Source organism: Streptomyces sp. NPDC005752 (assembly GCF_040630715.1).
In the GTDB taxonomy this organism is placed as follows: Bacteria; Actinomycetota; Actinomycetes; order Streptomycetales; family Streptomycetaceae; genus Streptomyces.
Window position 1 is genome coordinate 69,474 of record NZ_JBEXYB010000004.1, and the last position, 23,260, is coordinate 92,733.

General features: G+C 71.0%; 21 protein-coding genes. 15 read left to right on the forward strand and 6 right to left on the reverse strand.

What is annotated here, in order from left to right:
- The first annotated feature begins 6 nt into the window (after positions 1 to 6).
- The 3 genes from xseA (at position 7) to ABZ441_RS04760 (ending at position 2,445) form a co-directional block, all read left to right on the forward strand.
- Positions 7 to 1,218, forward strand: coding sequence for an exodeoxyribonuclease VII large subunit (gene xseA / locus ABZ441_RS04750; protein WP_358968337.1), 1,212 nt, complete (start codon positions 7 to 9; stop codon positions 1,216 to 1,218).
- 40 nt (positions 1,219 to 1,258) lie between these two features.
- Positions 1,259 to 1,513 (forward strand): exodeoxyribonuclease VII small subunit, encoded by a 255-nt coding sequence (locus tag ABZ441_RS04755; RefSeq protein WP_358968339.1) that lies wholly within the window; start codon positions 1,259 to 1,261, stop codon positions 1,511 to 1,513.
- A gap of 341 nt (positions 1,514 to 1,854) precedes the next feature.
- A complete protein-coding gene (locus ABZ441_RS04760) occupies positions 1,855 to 2,445 on the forward strand; it encodes a malonic semialdehyde reductase (protein ID WP_358968341.1) in 591 nt (196 codons plus the stop codon).
- A 91-nt stretch (positions 2,446 to 2,536) separates the two neighbouring features.
- Here ABZ441_RS04760 and ABZ441_RS04765 read toward each other — a convergent pair whose 3' ends face one another.
- Positions 2,537 to 3,094: a DUF4245 domain-containing protein gene (locus tag ABZ441_RS04765; protein ID WP_358968343.1), complete on the reverse strand. Its 558-nt coding sequence runs from the start codon at positions 3,092 to 3,094 to the stop codon at positions 2,537 to 2,539.
- Between the two features lie 144 nt (positions 3,095 to 3,238).
- Here ABZ441_RS04765 and glpX point away from each other — a divergent pair, with 144 nt between their 5' ends.
- Positions 3,239 to 4,270 carry a class II fructose-bisphosphatase gene (gene glpX, locus ABZ441_RS04770; protein WP_358968346.1) on the forward strand — a complete coding sequence of 344 codons (1,032 nt, stop codon included), beginning with the start codon at positions 3,239 to 3,241 and terminating at the stop codon, positions 4,268 to 4,270.
- A gap of 64 nt (positions 4,271 to 4,334) precedes the next feature.
- On the opposite strand, the gene ABZ441_RS04775 is transcribed toward glpX, so the two are convergent.
- Together ABZ441_RS04775 and ABZ441_RS04780 are read right to left on the reverse strand one after the other, a co-directional pair.
- Positions 4,335 to 4,706: a WhiB family transcriptional regulator gene (locus ABZ441_RS04775; protein ID WP_358968349.1), complete on the reverse strand. Its 372-nt coding sequence runs from the start codon at positions 4,704 to 4,706 to the stop codon at positions 4,335 to 4,337.
- 164 nt (positions 4,707 to 4,870) lie between these two features.
- On the reverse strand, positions 4,871 to 5,542 hold the full coding sequence (locus ABZ441_RS04780; RefSeq protein WP_358968351.1) for a DUF1707 domain-containing protein: 672 nt from the start codon (positions 5,540 to 5,542) through the stop codon (positions 4,871 to 4,873).
- A gap of 189 nt (positions 5,543 to 5,731) precedes the next feature.
- On the opposite strand from ABZ441_RS04780, the gene ABZ441_RS04785 reads away from it, so the two are divergent.
- The 4 genes from ABZ441_RS04785 (at position 5,732) to ABZ441_RS04800 (ending at position 12,063) form a co-directional block, all read left to right on the forward strand.
- The gene (locus ABZ441_RS04785; protein WP_358968354.1) at positions 5,732 to 7,399 is read left to right on the forward strand and encodes a fumarate hydratase; all 1,668 of its coding nucleotides are present in this window, start codon (positions 5,732 to 5,734) and stop codon (positions 7,397 to 7,399) included.
- Positions 7,400 to 7,573: 174 nt separating this feature from the next.
- Positions 7,574 to 8,977, forward strand: a complete 1,404-nt coding sequence (locus ABZ441_RS04790; protein ID WP_358968358.1) for a class II fumarate hydratase — start codon at positions 7,574 to 7,576, stop codon at positions 8,975 to 8,977.
- A gap of 44 nt (positions 8,978 to 9,021) precedes the next feature.
- A complete protein-coding gene (locus tag ABZ441_RS04795; protein ID WP_358968361.1) occupies positions 9,022 to 9,747 on the forward strand; it encodes a DUF402 domain-containing protein in 726 nt (241 codons plus the stop codon).
- 381 nt (positions 9,748 to 10,128) lie between these two features.
- Positions 10,129 to 12,063, forward strand: a complete 1,935-nt coding sequence (locus tag ABZ441_RS04800) for an ATP-binding SpoIIE family protein phosphatase (RefSeq protein WP_358968363.1) — start codon at positions 10,129 to 10,131, stop codon at positions 12,061 to 12,063.
- Between the two features lie 64 nt (positions 12,064 to 12,127).
- On the opposite strand, the gene ABZ441_RS04805 is transcribed toward ABZ441_RS04800, so the two are convergent.
- Entirely contained in the window at positions 12,128 to 14,356 is a 2,229-nt protein-coding gene (locus ABZ441_RS04805) for a transglycosylase domain-containing protein (protein WP_358968365.1), read from the reverse strand.
- Positions 14,357 to 14,578: 222 nt separating this feature from the next.
- Between ABZ441_RS04805 and ABZ441_RS04810 the strand changes: the two genes are divergently transcribed.
- From ABZ441_RS04810 to ABZ441_RS04830, 5 genes are all read left to right on the forward strand, one after another.
- Positions 14,579 to 15,550: an SPFH domain-containing protein gene (locus ABZ441_RS04810; RefSeq protein ID WP_358968368.1), complete on the forward strand. Its 972-nt coding sequence runs from the start codon at positions 14,579 to 14,581 to the stop codon at positions 15,548 to 15,550.
- Positions 15,547 to 15,813 carry a hypothetical protein gene (locus ABZ441_RS04815; RefSeq protein ID WP_358968371.1) on the forward strand — a complete coding sequence of 89 codons (267 nt, stop codon included), beginning with the start codon at positions 15,547 to 15,549 and terminating at the stop codon, positions 15,811 to 15,813. Before ABZ441_RS04810 ends, ABZ441_RS04815 begins: the two co-directional genes overlap by 4 nt.
- A gap of 97 nt (positions 15,814 to 15,910) precedes the next feature.
- Entirely contained in the window at positions 15,911 to 16,435 is a 525-nt protein-coding gene (locus ABZ441_RS04820; RefSeq protein WP_358968373.1) for a PadR family transcriptional regulator, read from the forward strand.
- The gene (locus ABZ441_RS04825; protein WP_358968376.1) at positions 16,432 to 17,118 is read left to right on the forward strand and encodes an ABC transporter ATP-binding protein; all 687 of its coding nucleotides are present in this window, start codon (positions 16,432 to 16,434) and stop codon (positions 17,116 to 17,118) included. The genes ABZ441_RS04820 and ABZ441_RS04825 overlap by 4 nt, the downstream gene beginning before the upstream one ends.
- Positions 17,115 to 19,451, forward strand: coding sequence for an FtsX-like permease family protein (locus ABZ441_RS04830; RefSeq protein ID WP_358968379.1), 2,337 nt, complete (start codon positions 17,115 to 17,117; stop codon positions 19,449 to 19,451). Before ABZ441_RS04825 ends, ABZ441_RS04830 begins: the two co-directional genes overlap by 4 nt.
- A 31-nt stretch (positions 19,452 to 19,482) precedes the next feature.
- Here ABZ441_RS04830 and ABZ441_RS04835 read toward each other — a convergent pair whose 3' ends face one another.
- Positions 19,483 to 20,442 (reverse strand): LysR substrate-binding domain-containing protein, encoded by a 960-nt coding sequence (locus tag ABZ441_RS04835; RefSeq protein WP_358968382.1) that lies wholly within the window; start codon positions 20,440 to 20,442, stop codon positions 19,483 to 19,485.
- 132 nt (positions 20,443 to 20,574) lie between these two features.
- Here ABZ441_RS04835 and ABZ441_RS04840 point away from each other — a divergent pair, with 132 nt between their 5' ends.
- Both ABZ441_RS04840 and ABZ441_RS04845 read left to right on the forward strand, forming a co-directional pair.
- Entirely contained in the window at positions 20,575 to 21,129 is a 555-nt protein-coding gene (locus ABZ441_RS04840; RefSeq protein ID WP_014154322.1) for a peroxiredoxin, read from the forward strand.
- 12 nt (positions 21,130 to 21,141) lie between these two features.
- Positions 21,142 to 21,678, forward strand: coding sequence for an alkyl hydroperoxide reductase (locus ABZ441_RS04845; protein ID WP_358968387.1), 537 nt, complete (start codon positions 21,142 to 21,144; stop codon positions 21,676 to 21,678).
- Positions 21,679 to 21,801: 123 nt separating this feature from the next.
- Here the strand turns inward: ABZ441_RS04845 and ABZ441_RS04850 are convergent, their stop codons facing one another.
- Entirely contained in the window at positions 21,802 to 23,223 is a 1,422-nt protein-coding gene (locus tag ABZ441_RS04850; protein WP_358968389.1) for an AI-2E family transporter, read from the reverse strand.
- Between the last annotated feature and the right edge of the window lie 37 nt (positions 23,224 to 23,260).

Genomic DNA, 23,260 nt, shown 5'->3' on the forward strand with positions numbered 1-23,260 from the left:
GCCCGTATGGCTCTCACTACGTCCCCGGAAGCCCCGCTGCCCGTCGGCGACGTGTCACGGCTGATCGGCGGGTGGATCGACAGGCTCGGCGCGGTCTGGGTCGAGGGGCAGATCACCCAGCTGTCGCGGCGGCCCGGTGCGGGGGTGGTGTTCCTGACGCTGCGCGATCCGTCCCACGACATCTCGGTGAGCGTGACCTGCTTCCGGCAGGTCTTCGACCGGATCGCCGATGTGGTGACGGAGGGCGCCCGGGTGGTCGTCCTCGCCAAGCCGGAGTGGTACGCCCCTCGCGGGCAGCTGTCCCTGCGGGCCACGGAGATACGGCCGGTGGGCATCGGGGAGCTGCTGGTGCGGCTGGAGCAGCTGAAGAAGTCGCTGGCCGCCGAGGGGCTCTTCGCCCTGGACCGTAAGAGGCCCCTGCCTTTCCTGCCGCAGCTGATCGGCCTGGTCTCCGGTCGGGCGTCGGCGGCCGAGCGGGATGTGCTGGAGAACGCCAGGCGGCGCTGGCCCGCGGTGCGCTTCGAGGTGCGCAACACGGCGGTGCAGGGCGTGCACGCCGTGAATCAGGTGGTGCGGGCGGTGCAGGAGCTGGACGGGCTGCCGGAGGTCGACGTGATCGTCGTCGCCCGCGGCGGCGGCAGCGTCGAGGACCTGCTGCCGTTCTCCGACGAGGCACTGATCCGGGCGGTGGCCGCGTGCCGTACACCGGTGGTCTCCGCGATCGGGCACGAGCCGGACTCGCCGCTGCTCGACCTGGTGGCGGACGTGCGGGCGTCGACGCCGACGGACGCGGCGAAGAAGGTCGTGCCGGACGTGGGCGAGGAGCTCGACCGCGTCCAGCAGCTCCGGGACCGGGCGCTGCGGACCGTGCGCGGGCTGATCGACCGGGAGGAGCGGGGGCTCGCGCACGCGCTGGGCCGGTCCTCCATGGAGCGGCCGCAGCGGATGGTGGACGAGCGGGAGGCGGAGATCGAGGCGCTGACCGGGCGGAGCCGCAGGGTGCTCGGGCATCTGCTGGACCGTGCCGACTCGGAGCTCGCGCACACCCGGGCCCGGGTCGTGGCACTGTCGCCCGCGGCGACGCTGGAGCGGGGATACGCCGTGCTGCAGCGGCCGGACGGCCATGTGGTGCGCTCCCCCGCGGACGCCGGGGCGCCCGGTGGGGAGCTGCGGGCGCGGGTCTCCGAGGGCGAGTTCACCGTCCGGGTCGCGGAGTGAGGGCCGGGGATTGTCCGAGCCCGCGCATAGGGTGGTCGGCATGACGGACGACGGGACGACGACGGCTGCCGCGACGGGCACGCTCGGGTACGAGCAGGCACGGGACGAGCTGATCGAGGTCGTACGCCGCCTGGAGGCGGGCGGTACGACGCTGGAGGAGTCGCTGGCCCTGTGGGAGCGCGGCGAGGAGCTGGCGAAGGTGTGCCGGCACTGGCTGGAGGGCGCGCGAGCCCGGCTGGACGCCGCGCTGGCGCGGCCGGAGGAGCCCTCCGAGGCGGACGGCCCCACGGACTGAGGCGCGCGGCGCGGGCGCTTCGGGCACGGCGCCTGTGCGGGTGCGCTACCCGGTGGGATTCCACGGGCGAGGCGTCACGAAGTGGTGGGTCACCGCGCCCTGGAACTCTGAGCGGTGGATCTCTGAGCCCTGGAACTCTGAGCCGCGGACCGGTGCGCCGTAGATCTGCGTGCCGTGGAGCATGCACCGCAGACCCGCGTGCCGTGGACCATGCTCCGTGGAACCGTGTGCCGTGGATCACCCCGAAGCGATTTAGTTGAACTTTAATCTATTCTTCGGTTACGGTACTTCACGGTGCTCCTGAAGCCCTCACTCGTATCCGTCGGAAGGTAACGCCCCAGATGTCCCTCGTTCTTGACCCCGCCGCCCAGGACCTCCTCTTCCGTGAGGCTCGCACTGCGAACACGTTCACCGACGAGCCGGTGACCGACGAGCAGGTCCAGGCGATCTACGACCTGGTCAAGTACGGCCCCACCGCCTTCAACCAGTCGCCGCTGCGCGTCGTCCTGGTCCGCTCGGCCGAGGGCCGCGAGCGCCTGGTGAAGCACATGGCCGAGGGCAACCGCCCGAAGACCACGACCGCCCCGCTGGTCGCGCTCCTCGTCGCGGACCACGAGTTCCACGAGGAACTCCCGGCACTCCTGCCGCACTTCCCGCAGGCCAAGGACGCGTTCTTCTCCGAGCGCCCGGTCCGCGAGCAGTCCGCCGCGCTGAACGCCGCGCTGCAGGCCGCCTACTTCATCATCGGCGTCCGCGCCGCCGGCCTGGCCGCCGGCCCGATGACCGGCTTCGACGCCTCGGGCATCGAGAAGGAGTTCCTGGACGGCGACCACAAGCTGCTCATGGCCGTCAACATCGGCAAGCCGGGCGAGGACGCCTGGTTCCCGCGCCTGCCGCGCCTGTCCTACGACGAGGTCGTCACGACCGTCTGAGTTCCCCTCCCGGAACCGGCACAGGAGCCCCGCGACGCCGAGCGTCGCGGGGCTCCTTCATGCTCACGGCCCGGCCGGGACCCGAATCCCGTCAGGAGGCGGCGGGTGCGCCCGAGGGGGCGTCCTCGGCCGGGGCGGTCTCCAGGGCGGCCGCCATCTCGGCCAGCCGCTCCGCCGGGGCCGAGCCGGTGACCACCGTCGTCACACCCTCGGCGTGCAGCACCAGCGCGTCGTACTTCGGCCCCTCCCAGACCTCCCAGGCCCGGCCGGAGACGTCCCGCGTGCGCCCGGTGTCCTCCGCGTCCTGGCTGACCGCGGGCACGTACTTCTTCGCCGGGGTCGTCGACTGCTCCACGGCGACGTACCGGTCGTCCGGGTCGAGGTAACCGAGGTGCCAGCCCGCGCCCTTCTGCCCCTCGTAGGAGACGGAGGTCGGCTTCCAGCCCTCGGGCAGCCCGGCCGGGGCCGCCACCGGGTACGGCGCGGCCCGGCGGGCCGTCGCGAGTTCCACCCGGTAGTCGACCGCCTTGATCGGGTCGGCCTTGTCGTCGTGCGGGATGAAGATGTAGACGACGCCCGCCACCGCGGTGATCACGAGCATCGACAGGATCATGTCCCGGACGGTCTGCTTGCCTCGCTTGCTTGCCACGGACTCAATGGTGGCATGAGCGCCCCGCCGACCGGTCGGCGGGCGCCTGCTCATACGTGACCCGCCCTGCTCATTTTATCGACCTACCGATAGAGTCACAGCACCCTCTTTTCCGGTCGTCGTCGTACAGAAAGGTGCGCTCCGATGTCCGAGCATCATCTGCCGTCCCCGCTCGAGGTCTCCCCGGAGGCCCCCGACCGCAACCTGGCCCTCGAGCTGGTGCGGGTCACCGAGGCCGCCGCCATGGCCGCCGGGCGCTGGGTCGGCCGTGGCGACAAGATCGGCGCCGACGGCGCCGCGGTGAACGCCATGCGCACGCTCGTCTCCACGGTGTCGATGAACGGTGTCGTCGTCATCGGTGAGGGCGAGAAGGACGAAGCCCCCATGCTCTTCAACGGCGAGCACGTCGGCGACGGCACCGGAGCCGAGGTCGACATCGCCGTCGACCCGATCGACGGCACCACGCTCAACGCCAAGGGCATGCCCAACGCGATCGCCGTACTGGCCGCCGCGGACCGCGGCGCGATGTTCGACCCGTCCGCGGTCTTCTACATGGACAAGCTGGTCACCGGCCCCGAGGCCGCCGACTTCGTCGACATCAACGCACCCGTTTCCGTGAACATCCGACGTGTCGCGAAGGCCAAGAAATCGGCCCCCGAGGACGTCACCGTCGTCATCCTGGACCGCCCCAGGCACGAGAACATGGTGCGGGAGATCCGGGAGACGGGCGCCCGGATCAAGTTCATCTCCGACGGCGATGTCGCCGGCTCGATCATGGCGGCGCGCGAGGGGACCGGCGTCGACCTGCTCATGGGGATCGGCGGCACCCCCGAGGGCATCATCTCGGCCTGCGCCATAAAGTGCCTCGGCGGTGTCATCCAGGGCAAGCTCTGGCCCAAGGACGAGGCCGAGCGGCAGCGCGCTCTGGACGCCGGTCACGACCTGGACCGGGTGCTGTCGACGGACGACCTCGTCAGCGGCGACAACGTGTTCTTCGTCGCCACGGGGATCACCGACGGTGAACTGCTGCGCGGTGTGCGGTACCGCGCGGAGACGGCCACCACGGAGTCCCTGGTGATGCGGTCCAAGTCGGGCACGATCCGGAGGATCGACTCGACGCACCGGCTCTCGAAGCTGCGCGCCTACAGCGCGATCGACTTCGACCGCGCCAAGTAGCCCCTCGGGCCACGGACATGGGGGCCGCCCCGAACGGGCGGCCCCCGGTCCGTCCGTGCAGGAATCAGCCCGCGGCGGCTATCCGCCCGGTCTGGGACGCCGCCTTGAGCTCCACGTCGCGCCTGCGGCGCCGGGCGAGGGCCACGCGGCGTTCGGCGGCGGTGAGGCCGCCCCACACCCCGTAGGGCTCGGGCTGTACGAGCGCGTGCTCCCGGCACTCCACCATCACCGGACACCTCCCGCAGACCTGCTTCGCAGCGTCTTCACGGGACAGCCGGGCAGCAGTCGGCTCCTTCGACGGGGCGAAGAACAGTCCGGCTTCGTCCCGGCGGCACACCGCCTCCGAGTGCCAGGGCCCCGCCTGGTCCTCCCGCGCGGGCGTGCGCTGGGACGGTACGGCGGCGACCTGCAGGGGCTGATGCGGCATGTGCAGCACGGTCCACTCCTGACGACGGCTTCGGGCTTCGCGAGCGAGAGGCGATGCAGCTCTCCCTACCCGCTGTGCGCACGCCTAAGCACTGAGTGGCACCGCCCCACGCCCACCCCGGGGGCACCTCACCGACGATTGGCCCGAATACGCCGTCGACCTGCCGACCCGCCTCAGTACCCGAGGTGTTTGCGCAACTGCCGGTGCAGATTGGCGATGAGCTTGCCACGCTTGGGTTTCGCCTCGACGCTCCCGAAGACGGAATAGCCGTTCACCACGACCACCGGTGCTTCCGGGTCCGCGGATTCCAGTGTGTCGACCTCGAAACTGCCGCAGACACCCGTTCCGCTGCCGCGCAGCGAGATGTTCTCGGGGACCCTGACCTCGACACTGCCGAAGATCGACGTCGCGTTGACGACCGTCAGACGCTGGCCGAACAACGCCTCGGTCAGGTCGATCTCGACGCTCCCGAACAGCGCGAAGGCGTTCGTACGGCCACCGACGCGCCAACGGCCCCTGCGGGTCGAGCTGCTGAACACCGCCACCAGGTTCTCGGCGGGCCCGGCCGCCCCCTCGGGGCCGTACCCGTAGGAGGGGGCGGCCTGCCTGGCGGTGCCGCCCGGCGCCGGCAGGTCATGGACCAGCGGCTCGAGTTCGCCGACGGTCTTGGCCCGGTAGACGAGGTCGATCCGCTCGGCGTGCTCGTCGGCGGTCAGCCGGCCCTCGGCGACCGCGTCCCGCAGGATGTCCGCGGTCCGGTCACGGTCCGCGTCGGAGGCACGGAGTCCGGCGGGCGCGGGACCGGCCGGAGCGTCGGGCTGCTGGGGCTGCTTTTCGAGGTCCACCGGCCAAGCGTACCGAAACGCGATAGATCGCGACCAGTGCCTCACCGGCCCCGCTCCCGATCCGGCGCACGGATCGAGCGGTCCGGGTGAGCCTTACCTCACAGGCTCGGCACGCCCCCGGGGTTCTACCCTGGTGGATGCGCTGCCCAAGGGAGGGCAGCCGCTGTCGCCGAGTGAGGAATGGCCGTAATGCCAGAGTTTGCGTACTCCGATCTGCTCCCCCTGGGAGAGGACACCACGCCGTACCGGCTGGTGACCGCCGAGGGCGTCTCGACCTTCGAGGCCGACGGCCGTACGTTCCTCAAGGTGGCTCCGGACGCCCTGCGCACCCTCGCCGCCGAGGCCATGCACGACATCTCGCACTATCTGCGGCCCGCCCACCTGGCGCAGCTGCGGCGCATCGTGGACGACCCCGAGGCATCCTCCAACGACAAGTTCGTCGCGCTGGACCTCCTGAAGAACGCGAACATCGCCGCCGCGGGTGTCCTGCCGATGTGCCAGGACACCGGCACGGCGATCGTCATGGGCAAGCGCGGTCAGAACGTGCTCACCGAGGGCGGTGACGAGGAGGCCCTGTCGCACGGCGTCTTCGACGCGTACACCAAGCTCAACCTGCGCTATTCGCAGATGGCCCCGCTGAACATGTGGGAGGAGAAGAACACCGGCTCGAACCTCCCGGCGCAGATCGAGCTGTACGCGACGGACGGCGGCGCCTACAAGTTCCTCTTCATGGCCAAGGGCGGCGGCTCGGCCAACAAGTCGTTCCTCTACCAGGAGACGAAGGCGGTCCTCAACGAGGCCTCCATGATGAAGTTCCTGGAGGAGAAGATCCGTTCGCTCGGTACGGCGGCCTGCCCGCCCTACCACCTGGCGATCGTCGTCGGCGGCACGTCGGCCGAGTTCGCGCTGAAGACCGCCAAGTACGCCTCGGCGCACTACCTGGACGAGTTGCCCGCCGAGGGCTCGCCCACCGGTCACGGCTTCCGCGACAAGGACCTGGAGCAGAAGGTCTTCGAGCTGACGCAGAAGATCGGCATCGGCGCGCAGTTCGGCGGCAAGTACTTCTGCCACGACGTGCGCGTCGTCCGCCTCCCCCGCCACGGCGCCTCGCTGCCCGTGGCCATCGCAGTGTCCTGCTCGGCCGACCGCCAGGCGACCGCGAAGATCACCGCCGAGGGCGTGTTCCTGGAGCAGCTGGAGAAGGACCCGGCGCGCTTCCTCCCGGACACCACCGACGAGCACCTGGACGAGTCCGGCGACGTCGTCCGCATCGACCTGAACCGGCCGATGGACGAGATCCTCGCCGAGCTCACCAAGTACCCGGTCAAGACCCGTCTCTCGCTGAGCGGCCCGCTGGTCGTGGCGCGCGACATCGCGCACGCCAAGATCAAGGAGCGGCTCGACGCGGGCGAGGAGATGCCGCAGTACCTCAAGGACCACCCGGTGTACTACGCGGGCCCGGCGAAGACCCCCGAGGGCTACGCGTCGGGTTCCTTCGGGCCCACGACGGCCGGCCGCATGGACAGCTACGTCGCCCAGTTCCAGGCGGCGGGCGGCTCCAAGGTGATGCTCGCCAAGGGCAACAGGTCCAAGCAGGTCACGGACGCGTGCGACGCCCACGGCGGCTTCTACCTCGGCTCGATCGGCGGTCCCGCCGCGCGCCTCGCGCAGGACTGCATCAAGAAGGTCGAGGTCGTCGAGTACGAGGAGCTCGGCATGGAGGCGGTCTGGCGCATCGAGGTCGAGGACTTCCCCGCCTTCGTCGTGGTCGACGACAAGGGCAACGACTTCTTCACCGAGCCGGCCCCGGCACCGACCTTCACCAGCATCCCGGTCCGCGGCCCCGGCCTCGGCTGACCTCGCTCATGCCGAAGGGGCGCACCCGGCCGGGTGCGCCCCTTCGGCATGACCTCCGCCGGTGTACGCGTGAACGTCGCGGCCGGCCGTGATCCGCCCGGCGGTCCGGGGCAGGAGTAGCGGGGGAATACGGCGGGCGCGGACCGTGCTCGCTCCAGCAGGAGGTTTTGACACATGGACGGATCGGCCGAGGGAACGACGTACCGCGTCGAGCACGACTCGATGGGTGAGGTGAGGGTGCCCGCACACGCCAAGTGGCGGGCGCAGACGCAGCGCGCGGTGGAGAACTTCCCCATCTCCGGGCAGCGGCTCGAGCGGGCCCACATCGAGGCACTGGCCCGGATCAAGGCGGCGGCGGCCAGGGTCAACGCCGAGCTGGGGGTGCTGGATCCGGACATCGCGGGGGCGGTCCAGGAGGCGGCCGCGGAGGTGGCGGCCGGGCGCTGGGACGAGCACTTCCCCGTGGACGTGTTCCAGACGGGCTCCGGCACGTCGTCCAACATGAACACCAACGAGGTCGTGGCCACGCTGGCCACCGAGCGCCTCGGACGCGAGGTCCATCCCAACGACCACGTCAACGCCTCCCAGTCGTCGAACGACGTGTTCCCGTCGTCCGTCCACATCGCCGCGACCGCGGCCGTCACCGCCGACCTGATCCCGGCGCTCGAACACCTGGCCGCTTCCCTGGAGCGGAAATCGGCCGAATTCGCCGAGGTCGTCAAGTCGGGGCGTACCCACCTGATGGACGCCACCCCGGTCACCCTGGGCCAGGAGTTCGGCGGGTACGCGGCGCAGGTCCGCCACGGCGTCGAGCGGCTGCACTCCTCGCTCCCCCGTCTCGCCGAACTCCCCCTCGGGGGAACGGCGGTGGGAACCGGCATCAACACGCCGCCCGGCTTCTCGGCCGCAGTGATCGCGGAGGTCGCCCGCACCACCGGGCTGCCGCTCACCGAGGCCCGGAACCACTTCGAGGCCCAGGGCGCCAGGGACGGACTCGTGGAGGCCTCGGGCCAGCTCCGTACGATCGCCGTGTCGCTCACCAAGATCTCCAACGACCTGCGCTGGATGGCCTCCGGCCCCCGCACCGGGCTGGCCGAAATCAGCCTGCCGGACCTGCAGCCGGGGTCGTCGATCATGCCGGGGAAGGTCAATCCGGTCATCCCGGAGGCCGTGCTGATGGTCGCGGCCCAGGTGACGGGCAACGATGCCACCGTCGCCGCCGCCGGAGCCGCCGGCAACTTCGAGCTGAACGTCATGCTTCCGGTGATCGGGAAGAACCTGCTGGAGTCGGTGCGGCTGCTCGCCAACGCCTCCCGGCTGCTCGCCGACCGCACGGTCGACGGCATCACGGCCCATGTGGAGCGGGCACGGCAGTACGCGGAGTCCTCGCCGTCGGTCGTGACCCCGCTGAACAAGTACATCGGCTACGAGGAGGCGGCGAAGGTGGCCAAGAAGTCCCTGGCCGAGGGCACCACGATCCGGGAGACCGTACTGGCCGGGGGCTACGTCGAACGCGGCGACCTGACACGGGAACAGCTCGACGAGGCGCTCGACGTGCTGCGTATGACCCGGCCTTGACGCGTAACGCACCATGCCGGCGGGCACCTCTCTAAGATCTCTCCATGACAGCCACGGAAGCGGGTACGGGAGCAGGCACCGGGGCAGGTGCGGGGGACGGCGTGCGCTGGTCGCCGGGGGACCGGATCCTCTGGCGCTACCGGGACAACGGAACGCCCGGCGGCAGCGGTGACGGTGGCCGCTCGGTCCACATCTGCCGGCCGGTCACCGTCGTCGAGGACACCGACGAACTGCTGGCGGTGTGGATGGCGTCGGGCACCGAGTGCGTGAAGCCGGTCCTCGCCGACGGCACCCAGGTGCACGCCGAGCCGCTCGCCACCCGCTACACGCGCCCCCGCACGACGGTGCGCGCCCGGTGGTTCGGCTCGGGTGTGCTGAAGCTCGCCCGGCCGGGCGACCCCTGGTCGGTCTGGCTGTTCTGGGACCGCGGCTGGCTCTTCCGCAACTGGTACGTCAACCTGGAGGAGCCCCACTCACGCTGGTCGGGCGGGGTCGATTCGCAGGATCACTTCCTCGACATCTCGGTGCGCCCCGACCGCAGCTGGGAGTGGCTCGACGAGGACGAGTTCGCGCAGGCGCAGCGGGTCGGACTGATGGACGAGGCCACCGCCCGGCAGGTACGCGAGGCGGGTCTGTCGGCCGTCGAGGTGATCCGGCGCTGGGGCGCGCCGTTCAGCGACGGCTGGGAGCACTGGCGGCCCGACCCCCGGTGGAAGGTCCCGCCGCTGCCCGATGACTGGGACCGCACCCCTGCCCCCACGCCGTCGTGAGACCCTTGACGCACCCCAGGGGGGGCAACCGTAGGATCGCCCCCCATGAACCGGTCCGCCGGACCCGTGCGCCACAACGTGCGTCGGCGGCCCGGGGACTGACCACCAGTCACCGAACGCGCCGCGCGAGTCACACGGTCCACGAAGCCGGGTGAACCGTGCGGACGCACGAACCACTACGAGGGGTGGAGACGTGCTCGCTGTCCGCTGCCCAGCCACCGGAGGGACCCATACCGGCCCCGTTGGCGGGCGCACGGTTTCGGCCCCTTCTCCCAGGGCATCCGGTGACAGCCGTTGTTCTCGGTGCTCTTGCCGGGGCACAGTGGCGCCCCACGAGGTGATCGCCTCATACAACCGGCCCGGACGGACGGAATCCCACGCGTGACGGAGCATCCCACCTCCCACGAAGGCCGGCAGCCTCTCGCCGCCCGGCCGCAGGAACGCGCCCGGCCCCGGCAGCAGGAGGAGCAGCCGGGCGGCGCCGCGATCCCCGGCCCCTCCCCGGTGCCGGACACGGCCAGGGGCCCGGCCCCCGGCGCCGCACCGGGTACGGTGCCCGCCGCGGACGCGGCCACACCCGTCGTTGACACCCAGACGGTCACCCGCCGCGAGGGGGACCGGCTGCGCTTCGTCGGTGCGGCGACCCGCCGGATCGCGCGGGGCATAGACCTGGACGAGATCGTGCTGGGCCTGTGCCGGGCGAGTGTCCCCACCTTCTCCGACGCCATACTCGTCTACCTCCGCGACCCGCTCCCGGTGGGTGACGAGCGTCCCGTCAACCCCTTCGTGCTGCGGCTGCGGCGCACCGACAGGCTGCGTACGGCGGACGAGGAGAGCGAGAGCGGGTCAGACGGCGAGCGGCTGCGGCTGACCGTCACCGACCCCCAGGCCGGACTGCTGCCCGCCGCCGACCTGTGCGAGATCCAGACGGGCGGGGCGCTCGACGAGGTGCTGCGCGGGGTGCGGCCCGTCTTCGGGGACTCGGCGGCGGCGCGTGTCGCCCTGCCCGAGCTGCTGGGGGCCGGCCGGACGGTGCCGACCGGGCACCGCGCGATCCTGGCCCCGCTGCGCGGCCGTCGCCGGGTGATCGGCGCCGCCGTCTTCCTGCGCGGACCGGACCGTCCGCCGTTCGAGGCGAACGACCTCCTGGTCGCCGCCCAGCTGGCCACGCACACCGCGCTCGGCATCGACAAGGCCGTGCTGTACGGCCGTGAGGCGTACATCGCCGACGAGCTCCAGCGCACGATGCTGCCCGACTCGCTGCCCCAGCCCACGGGTGTGCGCCTGGCGTCGCGCTACCTCCCGGCCGCCGAGACGGCCCGGGTCGGCGGGGACTGGTACGACGCGATCCCGCTGCCGGGCAGCAGGGTCGCCCTGGTCGTCGGCGACGTGATGGGCCACTCCATGACGTCCGCGGCGATCATGGGTCAGCTGCGGACCACCGCGCAGACCCTGGCCGGCCTCGACCTTCCCCCTCAGGAGGTCCTGCACCACCTGGACGAGCAGGCCCAGCGACTCGGCAGCGACCGCATGGCGACCTGCATGTACGCGGTGTACGACCCCGTCGCCCACCGCATCACCATCGCCAACGCGGGTCACCCGCCGCCCGTGCTGCTCCACCTGGGCGGCCGGGCCGAGGTGCTGCGGGTACCGCCGGGTGCGCCGATCGGGGTCGGCGGGGTCGATTTCGAGGCCGTCGAGCTGGACGCCCCGGCCGGGGCCACGCTGCTGCTGTACACGGACGGCCTGGTGGAGTCCCGGATACGGGATGTCTGGACGGGCATCGAGATCCTGCGGGAGCGGCTCGCCGCCACCGCCCAGCTGACGGGGCAGGACCATTCGCCGCCGCTGGAAGCGCTCTGCGACGACGTGCTGGACATGCTCGGCCCGGGCGACCGGGACGACGACATCGCCCTGTTGGCCGCCCGGTTCGACGGGATCGCGCCGAGCGACGTCGCGTACTGGTCCCTGGAACCGGAGGACGCGGCGCCGGGCCGGGCCCGCAGGCTGGCCCGCAGGGCGCTGAGCCGGTGGGGTCTGGACGACCTCTCGGACGAGGTGGAGCTGCTGGTCAGCGAGGTCGTGACCAATGCCGTGCGCTACGCGGAGCGTCCGGTGACGCTGAGGCTGCTGCGTACGGACATCCTGCGCTGCGAGGTCGGTGACGACGCTCCGCAGCTGCCCCGGCAGCGGCGCGCCAGGGAGACGGACGAGGGCGGCCGCGGGCTGTTCCTGGTCAACCGCCTGGCCCGGCGGTGGGGGGCGACCCGGCTGTCGACGGGCAAGGTGGTCTGGTTCGAGATGGCCACCCCCTGAGGGTGCCGGCAGGTGCACACACGTGAGGGGCGGGTGCCGGCCGGCACCCGCCCCTCACGTGTCTCTACTGCCCCGGCAAGGTGTCGGCGCCCGGCCGCCCGCCCGGCGGCTCGACCCCTCCGTCCTCGGGGTCCTTCGTGGTGCTGGGCGTCCCGCTCGGCGTCCAGGTGGGTGTCTCGCTCGGCGTCTCGGAGGGCGTCGGCTCCTCGCTGGGTGTCTCGCTCGGCGTCTCGGAGGGCGTCGGCTCCTCGCTCGGCGTCGCGGAGGGCGTCTCGGTCTCGGACGGAGTGGCCGAGGGGGTCTCGGTCACGGCCGTCTCACCGCGTTCGACTCCCTGGAGGTCGAAGGTGGCGTCCGAGCCTCCCCCGAGCGCGCCGAGGGTGTAGTCCGCCCAGATCTTCGCGGGGAATCCGCCGCCGTTGGCCCGGCCGGAGTTGGCCGTGCCGGTCAGGCTGACCTGGCCGCCGCCCTCCTGGGTGGACTCGCCGAAGAGGGCCACGGCCGTGGTGAGTTCGGGGGTGTAGGCCGTGAACCAGGCCGCCTTGTTGTTCTCGGACGTACCCGTCTTACCCGCCGCGTCGTAGGCGGAGGAGTTGGCCTCGCGGCCGGAGCCGATGTCGACCACCTCGGTCAGCGCCTTCGTCACGGTGTCGGCGGACGCCCGGCTGATCGCCTGGCCGCCCACACCGTCCACGGGCTGCATGGTGCGGTCGCGGTGCACGGCGGACTTCACGATGGTCGGGGTGACCTTCTTGCCGTGGTTGTCCAGCGTGGCGTACACCCCGGCCATGTCCCACGTCGAGGCGTTCATGGTGCCGAGCGTGATCGCCGGACGCTCGGGGAAGTTCTTGTCCGGTACGCCCAGGTCGAGCGCGGTCTTCTTCACGGCGCTCGGGGTGACGTCGACGACCATCTGCGCGAAGACCGCGTTGATCGACTTGTCCATGGCGGTCCGGACGGTCGGGCTGTCGTAGCTGATGTCGTCCTCGTTCTGCGGGGCGAACGGGGTGTCGCTGCCGACGACCGGGCGCTTGCTGGTGCCGTCGTAGACCGTGTTCAGGCCGATCAGGTCGCCGTTCCGGGTCTTCGCCCCGTTCTCCAGCGCGGAGGCGAGGACCAGGGGCTTGAAGGTGGAGGCCGGCTGGTAGTCCTGGCGGGTCGCGTTGGATATGTAGTGCTCGGTCGCACCGACACCGCCGTACAGCGCGACGACCTTCCCGGTCTTCGGATCCACCGAGGTGGCGCCGGCCTGGACGGTCGCGTCGACCTTGCTCTTCTCCCGGTCGAGCTGGTTCTCCAGCTGCCGGTCGACCGACTTCTCGAGCTGCTTCTGCCGCTTCTTGTCGATGTTCAGCGTGACCGTCCAGCCGCCGGACTCGCGCATCTCCTCGGTGATGCCCTGCCGCTCCATCTCGTCGTTCGCGGCCTCGACGAGGTAGCCGGTCTGGCCGTCCATGCCGGGGGCGGCCTTGGGCGCGTCCGGGACGGGGAAGGTCATCCTGTCCCGCTCGGCCCGGTCGAGCCAGCCCTCGTCGACCATGTTGTTCAGCGTGTAGGCCCAGCGTTCCTTGACCAGCTTCTTGCCGGACGCCGAGGCGACCGCCCAGTCGTACTGGCTGGGGGCCTGGAGCAGGGCCGCGAGATAGGCGCCCTGGGAGGTGTCGAGATCCTTGGCGTCGACGCCGTAGTAGGCCTGTGCGGCCGCCTGGATACCGCTCGCACCGCGCCCGTAGTACACCGTGTTGAGGTAGCCGGCGAGTATGTCGTCCTTCTTCGTGCGCTGGTCGACCTTGAGCGAGATCACCAGCTCCTTGAGCTTGCGGGTGACCGTCTGGTCCTGCGTGAGGTAGTAGTTCTTCACGTACTGCTGGGTGATCGTGGAGCCACCCTGCTTGCCCTTGCCGGAGAGCGTGTTGATCACACCGCGCGCGGTGCCCTTCAGGTCGACGCCCTGGTCCCGGTAGAAGGACTTGTTCTCGGCGGCGACGAAGGCGTGCTGGACGCTCTTGGGTACGACGCCGAGGTCGACGATCTCCCGGTTGACGTCGGAGTTGCTCCGGGCCAGGAGCGTGCCGTCGCTGTACTTGTAGACGTTGCTCTGCTTCTGCGCCTGGGCGTTGGCCTCGGGCACGTCGACGTACACGTAGAGGGCGGCGAAGGCGCCCATTCCGAGCAGGCAGAGTCCGAAGAACGTGCCCAGTATCCCGCGCCAGGTGAAGAGCCGGCGTTTGCCGCCGCTCCCGGCCCGGCGCGCTTCGCGCCCCTGGGCTCGCCGCGCATCCGCTCGACCCATCGCTGTGGTGCTCCTGTTCTTCGGCTCGTACCACTCCGGTCAGACCTGCCAGCTAACACTGCACGCACGGACAAATGGCAAGCGATCCGGTCTTTTCCGGGCGTGAGAATCAGCACCCGGCTTTGAAGGAACCGACTCATGAGGGATGCACAAGGTTGCGAGTTCCGTTAATGTGTAATCACATTGCTAGCGCGGCGCTATGCCGCACGAGACGGGGGATCCATGTCCGCACCGCACGACCTTCCCACCACGGCCGGCCCCGGCGCCGACCTGACGCCGGACGCTCCCGAGATGCCGGCACCGCAGGTCAGGGAGACGGTCGCCCACTCCATCCCCGGCGGTCTCGGGCTCCTGCTGACCGTCTTCGGGGTCTTCCTCGGCGTGGCCCTGTGCATCGTGGGGGGCGTCCTCGGCTCCAACGGCCACAACGGTGCGGGCATCCCGCTCTTCGTCCTCGGCCTGCTCCTCACCGTCGCCTCCTTCTTCTGCATGAGCGGCGTGAAGATGGTCGCTCCGGGCGAGGCCCGGGTCATCCAGCTCTTCGGCCGTTACGTCGGCACGATCCGGTCGGACGGCCTGCGCTGGATCAACCCGCTGACGTCCAGCCGCAAGATCTCCACCCGGGTCCGCAACCACGAGACGGCCGTCCTGAAGGTCAACGACGCCTACGGCAATCCGATCGAGCTCGCGGCGATCGTCGTCTGGAAGGTCGAGGACACCGCGCAGGCGCTCTTCGAGGTGGACGACTTCCTGGAGTTCGTCGCCACCCAGACCGAGGCGGCCGTCCGGCACATCGCGATCGAGTACCCCTACGACGCCCACGAGGAGGGCGGGCTCTCGCTGCGCGGCAACGCCGAGGAGATCACCGAGAAGCTCGCGGTCGAGCTCACCGCGCGGGTCCAGGCGGCGGGCGTGCTCATCATCGAGTCCCGCTTCAGCCACCTCGCGTACGCACCCGAGATCGCGTCGGCGATGCTCCAGCGACAGCAGGCGGGGGCGGTCGTCGCGGCTCGCCAGCAGATCGTCGAGGGTGCGGTGGGCATGGTCGAGATGGCGCTGACCCGGATCGCGGAGCAGGACATCGTCGAGCTCGACTCGGAACGCAAGGCGGCCATGGTCAGCAACCTGATGGTGGTGCTGTGCGGTGACCGTGCGGCGCAGCCGGTCCTGAACACGGGCACGCTCTACCAGTGACCGACGACGCGGCCCCTCCCTCCGGCCGGGCGCCCCGGCGCGGCCCCGCCCGGAAGCAGATGCTGCTGCGGCTGGATCCCGCGGTCCACGACGCGCTGGCCCGGTGGGCCTCGGACGAGCTGCGCAGCGCGAACGCGCAGATCGAGTTCCTGCTGCGGCGGGCCCTGGGGGAGGCCGGCCGCCTCCCGGGCGGCGCGGCCCCGATCCCCCGCCGGGGACGGCCGCCGAAGGCCCCGCCGGAGCCGCCCGAGCCGGCGGAGTGAGCGTGGGGGCGGGCCCCGGAGGCCCGCCCCCACGGACGGTCCTCCCACCCGGGGTCCGTATACATGCGAGGTATACACGCCGTGTACAGTGCGCCGCATGTCAATCGGTCACACCCTCCTCGGGCTCCTGGAGTCCGGCCCCCGCCACGGCTACGACCTCAAGCGCGCCTTCGACGAGAAGTTCGGTCACGATCGCCCCCTGCACTACGGCCAGGTCTACGCGACCATGTCCCGCCTGCTGAAGAACGGACTCGTCGAGGTCGACGGGGTCGAGACGGACGGCGGGCCCGAGCGCAAGCGGTACGCCATCACCGACGCCGGCATCACCGACGTCGCCACCTGGCTCGCGCAGCCCGAGGAGCCGGAGCCGTACCTCCAGTCGACCCTGTACACCAAGGTCGTCCTGGCCCTGCTCACCGGCCGCGACGCCGCCGACCTGCTGGACGCCCAGCGCTCCGAGCACCTGCGCCTGATGCGCGTCCTCACCGACCGCAAGCGCAAGGGCGACCTCGCCGACCAGCTGATCTGCGACCACGCGCTCTTCCACCTCGAAGCCGACCTGCGCTGGCTGGAACTGACCTCCGCCCGCCTCGGCCGGCTCGCCGAGGTGATCGCCCCGTGACCCCCGCAGGCTCCCTGCTCGCCGCCCACGACCTCCACAAGACCTACGGCTCGACGCCGGCACTCGACGGAGCCTCGTTCTCCGTCCACCCCGGCGAGGTCGTCGCCGTCATGGGCCCGTCCGGCTCCGGCAAGTCGACCCTGCTGCACTGCCTCGCCGGGATCGTCACCCCCGACTCGGGCACCGTGACCTACGGCGGCCGCGAGCTGTCCGCGATGCCGGACGCCGAACGCAGCGCGCTGCGCCGCGGCGACTTCGGTTTCGTCTTCCAGTTCGGCCGGCTCGTCCCCGAGCTGACCTGCGTGGAGAACGTCGCCCTGCCGCTCCGCCTCAACGGCGTCAAGCGGAAGGAGGCCGAGCGCACCGCCCTGGAGTGGATGGAGCGCCTGGAGGTCGAGACCCTCGCGGCCCAGCGCCCCGGCCAGGTGTCCGGCGGTCAGGGCCAGCGCGTGGCCGTGGCCCGCGCCCTGGTCGCCTCCCCCAAGGTGGTCTTCGCCGACGAACCGACGGGCGCGCTGGACTCCCTGAACGGCGAGCGGGTCATGGAACTGCTCACGGAGTCCGCCCGCACCGCCGGCACGGCCGTCGTGCTCGTGACCCACGAGACGCGCGTCGCCGCGTACTCGGACCGCGACATCGTCGTGCGCGACGGCCGTTGCCGTGATCTGGAGTACGTCGTATGACCTGGCTGCGAGACCTCGGCCTCGGCATACGCTTCGCCGCCGCGGGCGGACGCGAGGGCTGGGCCCGGACCGCGCTCACCGCCGTCGGGGTGGGGCTGGGGGTGGCGCTGCTGCTGACCGCCGCGTCCGTGCCGCATCTGCTCGACGAGCGTTCCTCGCGTGACCGGGCCCGCGAGGAGGTCTCGGCGTCCCGCGACGCCGAGGTCCCGAAGTCGGACAGCACGGTCCTGCGGGTCAGCGCGGCGACGGAGTACCGCGGCCGGACGGTCGACGGCTACCTGATGCGCGCGGAAGGGCCGCGACCGGCCGTGCCGCCCGGGGTCCGGTCGTTCCCCGCGCCCGGCGAGATGGCTGCCTCGCCCGCCCTCCGCGAGCTGCTGACCTCCCCCGAAGGCGCCCTCCTCGAGGAGCGGTTGCCGTACCGCATCACCTCGACGATCGCCGACACGGGCCTGCGCTCACCCAACGAGCTGTACTTCTACGTGGGCAGCGACTCGCTGACCCCCGCAACCGGCGGGCACCGGCTGGCCGGTTACGGCAACGACAGGCCGGGGGATCCGCTCACACCCGTCCTGGTCGTCCTGGTCATCCTGATCTGTGTCGTACTGCTGGCGCCGGTCGCGATCTTCATCGCCACCGCCGTGCGGTTCGGCGGCGAACGCCGCGACCGCAGGCTCGCGGCCCTCCGCCTGGTCGGTGCCGACATCCGGACGACCCGCCGGATCGCGGCGGGCGAGGCACTGTTCGGCTCGCTGCTGGGACTGCTGGCCGGGCTGGCGTTCTTCCTGGTGGGCCGCAGATTCGTCGGCGACGTCGAGCTGTGGAACCACAGCGCCTTCCCCTCCGACCTCACGCCCTCCGTCTGGCAGGCGGCGCTCGTCGCCCTGACGGTCCCCCTGTCGGCCGTACTCGTCACCCTGGTCGCCATGCGCTCGGTGGCCGCCGAGCCGCTGGGCGTCACGCGCGACGCGGGCAGCCGCAGGCGGCGCCTCTGGTGGCGCCTGCTCGTACCGGCCCTGGGGCTGGCCGTCCTGGGGCTGACGGGCCGGGTCGAGGAGAACGACTCCGTCAACCCGTACCCGATCGCGGCCGGCGCCGTGCTCGTCCTGTTCGGACTCGCGCTGCTCCTGCCCTGGCTGGTCGAGGCCTGTGTGAGCCGGCTGCGCGGCGGCCCGCTGCCCTGGCAGCTGGCGGTCCGCCGGCTCCAGATGAACAGCGGGGCGGCGTCCCGCGCCGTCAGCGGCATCACCGTGGCGGTCGCCGGCGCGGTGGCCCTCCAGATGCTGTTCGCGGCCGTCGGCGACGAGTTCGAGGCGATGACGGGTCAGGACCCCTCGCGCGCCCAGTTCCACACCTTCTCGGAGGAGGTCACCGGGGACGCGGCCGCCCGGACCATCGAGGAGTTCCGCTCCACGAAGGGGGTGGAACGCGTCATCGGTACCGTCGAGACGTACGCGACCAAGCCGGGGACGTACAAGGAGGACGAGGTCACGCCCACCACCTCCCTCACTGTCGGCGACTGCGCCACCCTGAAGGAGCTCGCCGAGATCCGTTCCTGCAAGGAGGGTGACGCCTTCGTCGTCCACCCCCGGGGCGACAAGGAGATGAGCGACTGGGTCGACGAGACCGCGCGCAAGGGCAAGGAGGTGGAACTCAACTCCTCCTCCGGCTGGGACCCCGGGGCCGAGTCGGTGCTCTGGACCCTGCCCGCGGACACGCCGACGGTCACCACGAGCCGCGACCCGATCGGTGAGGAGCACTGGGGGATCATGGCGACCGTCGGCGCCATCGACCCGCGCACCCTGCCGAGCGCGCAGACGATCGCGCAGATCAAGGTCGACGAGGGCGTGAAGGACGTCTCCGAGTACGTACGGAACACGGCGGCGAGGATCGACCCGGGGATGCGGGTCGCCACCCTGGCCTCGACGGAACGCGACCGCCAGTACGCCAGCGTGCAGACCGGCCTGCGATTCGGCGCGGTGGCGACGCTGCTGCTCATCGCCTCCTCGATGCTGATCTCCCAGCTGGAACAGCTTCGGGAGCGCAAGCAGCTGCTGTCGGTCCTGATCGCCTTCGGCACCAGGCGCGTCACCCTCGGCTGGTCGGTGCTCTGGCAGACCGCCGTGCCGGTGGTCGTCGGCCTCCTGGTCGCGATCGCGGGGGGCCTCGGGCTCGGTGCCGTCATGACCTGGATGCTGGCCAAGACCGTGACCCGGTGGTGGCTGTTCCTGCCGATGGCCGGCGCGGGCGGGGCCCTCGTCGTGGCGGTGACCCTGCTCTCGCTGCCCCTGCTGTGGCGCCTGATGCGCCCGGACGGTCTGCGTACGGAGTGACGACGGAGGGGTGAGCGCGCCGGGGGCGCGTTCACCCCTCTTCGGGCACCCTCACCGGCAGCGTCCCCATCGCACCGCGGAGCGCGGCTGCCAGCTCCTCGAACTCCTCGTGCCGCGCCGAGCCCGTCCGCACGGCCAGCGCCACCCGCCGCGAGGGCGCCGGGTCCATGAAGTACCCGGTGGACAGGGCCTCGTTCCGCCCGGTCTCCACCGTGACCGCAGTCCGTGGCAGCAGCGTCACCCCGAGCCCGCCCGCGACGAGCTGCACGAGGGTGGAGAGCCCGGCCGCGGTCGTCGTCACCGGCGCACCCCGGCTCCGCCCGGCCTCCCGGCAGATGTCCAGCGCCTGGTCGCGCAGGCAGTGGCCCTCGTCGAGCAGCAGCAGCGGCAGATCACGCAACGTCTCGCGGGGCAGGCCGGTGCGCCCGGCGAGGTGATGCCCCTTCTCCATGACGAGCACGAAGTCCTCGTCGAACAGCGGGAGTTCCGTGACCCCGGGGACCCCGAGCGGCACGGCGAGCAGCAGCAGGTCCAGCCGCCCCGCCGCCAGCCCCTCCAGCAGCGAGGAGGTCTGCTCCTCGTGGACCTGGAGATCCAGATCCGGATAGCTCTCGTGGACCAGCCTGAGCACGGCCGGCAGCAGATACGGTGCGACCGTCGGGATCACGCCGAGCCGGAGCACCCCGGTGAACGGCGCCCGCACCGCCTCGGCCTCCTCCATCAACTCGCCGAGCGCTCCCAGCACCGCCCGGCTCCGCACCGCGAGGCGCTCCCCCGCGGGCGTGAGCAGCACCTTGCGCGTCGTGCGCTCGATCAGCTGGACACCCAGTGCCACTTCCAGCGTGGACACCGCCCCGGAGAGTGCCGGCTGACTCATCCCGATTGCTGCCGCGGCGTCCCGGAAGTGCAGATGTTCCGCCACGGCCGAGAAGGCCCGCAGCTGCGAGAGGCTGGGCTGCTTGCCCCTGTTGGCCTGATTCACATACGCCACTGATAGGTACCTCCGATCATCCCGACCGAGTGTAGCTATTTCCGCGATCAATGCACTGTGTGCCAAGGTGGGGGCAGTCCAACCCCCAGGAACGCCCCCAAAAAGGGATTTCCTACGCAACAAGGAGTGCGCGTGCTCACTGTCGGTGACAAGTTCCCCGAGTTCGACCTGACCGCTTGCGTGTCGCTGGAGAGCGGCAAGGAGTTCGAGCAGATCAACCACAAGACCTACGAGGGTCAGTGGAAGATCGTCTTCGCGTGGCCGAAGGACTTCACCTTCGTGTGCCCCACCGAGATCGCCGCCTTCGGCAAGCTGAACGACGAGTTCGCCGACCGTGACGCGCAGGTCCTCGGCTTCTCCGGCGACTCCGAGTTCGTGCACCACGCCTGGCGCAAGGACCACCCGGACCTGACCGACCTGCCCTTCCCGATGCTGGCCGACTCGAAGCACGAGCTCATGCGTGACCTCGGCATCGAGGGCGAGGACGGTTTCGCCCAGCGCGCCGTCTTCATCGTCGACCAGAACAACGAGATCCAGTTCACGATGGTGACCGCCGGTTCCGTGGGCCGTAACCCGAAGGAGGTCCTGCGGGTCCTCGACGCCCTGCAGACCGACGAGCTGTGCCCCTGCAACTGGACCAAGGGCGAGAACACCCTCGACCCGGTCGCCCTCCTCTCGGGCGAGTGAGCTGACACCGACATGGCACTCGACGAACTGAAGTCCGCCATACCGGACTTCGCCAAGGACCTGAAGCTGAACCTCGGCTCGGTCATCGGCAACAGCGAGCTTCCCCAGCAGCAGCTGTGGGGCACCGTCCTGGCCTGCGCGATCGCCTCGCGCTCGCCGAAGGTGCTGAGCGAGCTGGAGCCTGAGGCCAAGGCCAACCTCTCCGCCGAGGCGTACACCGCGGCGAAGTCGGCCGCCGCCATCATGGCGATGAACAACGTCTTCTACCGCACCCGGCACCTGCTGTCGGACCCCGAGTACGGAAACCTCCGTGCGGGTCTGCGGATGAACGTCATCGGCAAGCCGGGCGTGGAGAAGGTCGACTTCGAACTGTGGTCGCTCGCCGTCTCCGCGATCAACGGCTGCGGCCAGTGCCTGGACTCGCACGAGCAGGTGCTGCGCAAGGCCGGCGTCGACCGTGAGACCATCCAGGAAGCCGTCAAGATCGCTTCGGTGATCCAGGCGGTCGGCGTGACCCTCGAATCCGAGGCTGTACTCGCCGGGCAGTAACGGGCAGTACCTTTGTACGGGAAGGGCCCCGTCGACGACCGACCGTCGACGGGGCCCTTCTTCGTGTCCGCGTCCGGCACGGGCACGGTCCGGACGCCTCCCCGGCACCCGGACCGCCGCGCCCTACTGCTTCCGGTCGTCCGGCGACCGCTCCGCGCTCTCGCCGCCGCGATCGTCCACGGCTCCGGCCACGGGGGCGTCCGCGGGGACGGGCGGCTCCTTCGGCGGTACGGCCGAGAGTGCCGTGGCGCCGTGCGGTCCGGGCCCCTGGAGCGCGGCCGGGTCCTGCCCGTACGAGCGCAGGTAGCCGACCACCGTGTTGGTCACCGCCACCAGGGGTACGGCCACGACCGCGCCGCCGATGCCCGCGATCATCCCGCCCGCGGCGACCGAGAGCACCACGGCCAGCGGGTGGACGCGCACGGCACGGCCGAGGATGAAGGGCTGCAGGATGTGGCCCTCGATCTGCTGCACGGCGAGCACCACGATCAGCACCATCAGGGCGGTGAACACGCCCTGGGTGACGAGCGAGACGACGACGGCGAGTGCCCCGGAGACCACGGCGCCGACCAGCGGGATGAAGGCGAAGAGGAAGATGAAGACGGCGAGCGGGACCGCCATCGGCACATCGAGGAAGTAGATCCCGAGGCCGATGAAGATCGCGTCGATCAGAGCCACGATCACCGTGCCCCGCACATAGGCGGTCAGCGTCCGCCAGGCACGCGGCCCGGCACCGGCGACGCCCGGACGCGCCTGGGCGGGGACCAGCTTGAGGACCCAGTGCCAGATGCGCTTGCCGTCGTGGAGCAGGAAGAGCGTCGAGAACATCGCCAGCAGGAGCCCGGTGAGGAACTCCACCATCACCGTGACGCCCTGGAGCCCGGCGGAGGTGATCTCCTCGGTGTTGGTGCCGATGGTGTCGCTGAGGTTCTTCGCGATGTCGTTGATCTGCGACTCGGTGACGTGGAACGGGCTGTCCAGGAGCCAGCGCTTCAGCTCGTCGATGCCGTCACGGACCCGGTCCGAGAGGGTGTCCAGATTGTCCATCACCTGCCAGACCACGAACCAGCCGACCAGGCCCATGACGACGAAGCCGAGCACCGCCGTGACCGCGGTGGCCAGACCGCGCGGCAGCCCCAAGCGCCTCAGGCGTACGACGGTGGGCTGGAGCATCGCGGTCACCAGGAGGGCGGCGACGAAGGCGAGGACGACCAGTTGCACGGCGCTGATGACCCGCATGAGCACCCAGAGGGTGCCGGCCAGGACCAGCAGCCGCCAGCCCGCCTCGGCCGCGACGCGCATCCCCCAGGGGATCGCGGTCACCGGCTCGGGTCGGGTGGACGTGGAAGGAGCGGACACGGAAGGGGCGTACGTGGGCGGGCGCGGCACCTGCTCGGCGACGGTCGTGGAGAGCGTCGACGAGGAGCCGCTCACCGCGGCCGCGTCGGCGCGGCGCTCGTCCTCGGCGCGGCGTTCTTCCAGGCGCGCCCCGATCTCGGTGATTTCGGCTCCGAGCCGACCGAGCCACCCCGGAAGTTTCGACATGCTTTTCCCTCTTCCCCCGTCTGCTCCCCGCAGACCC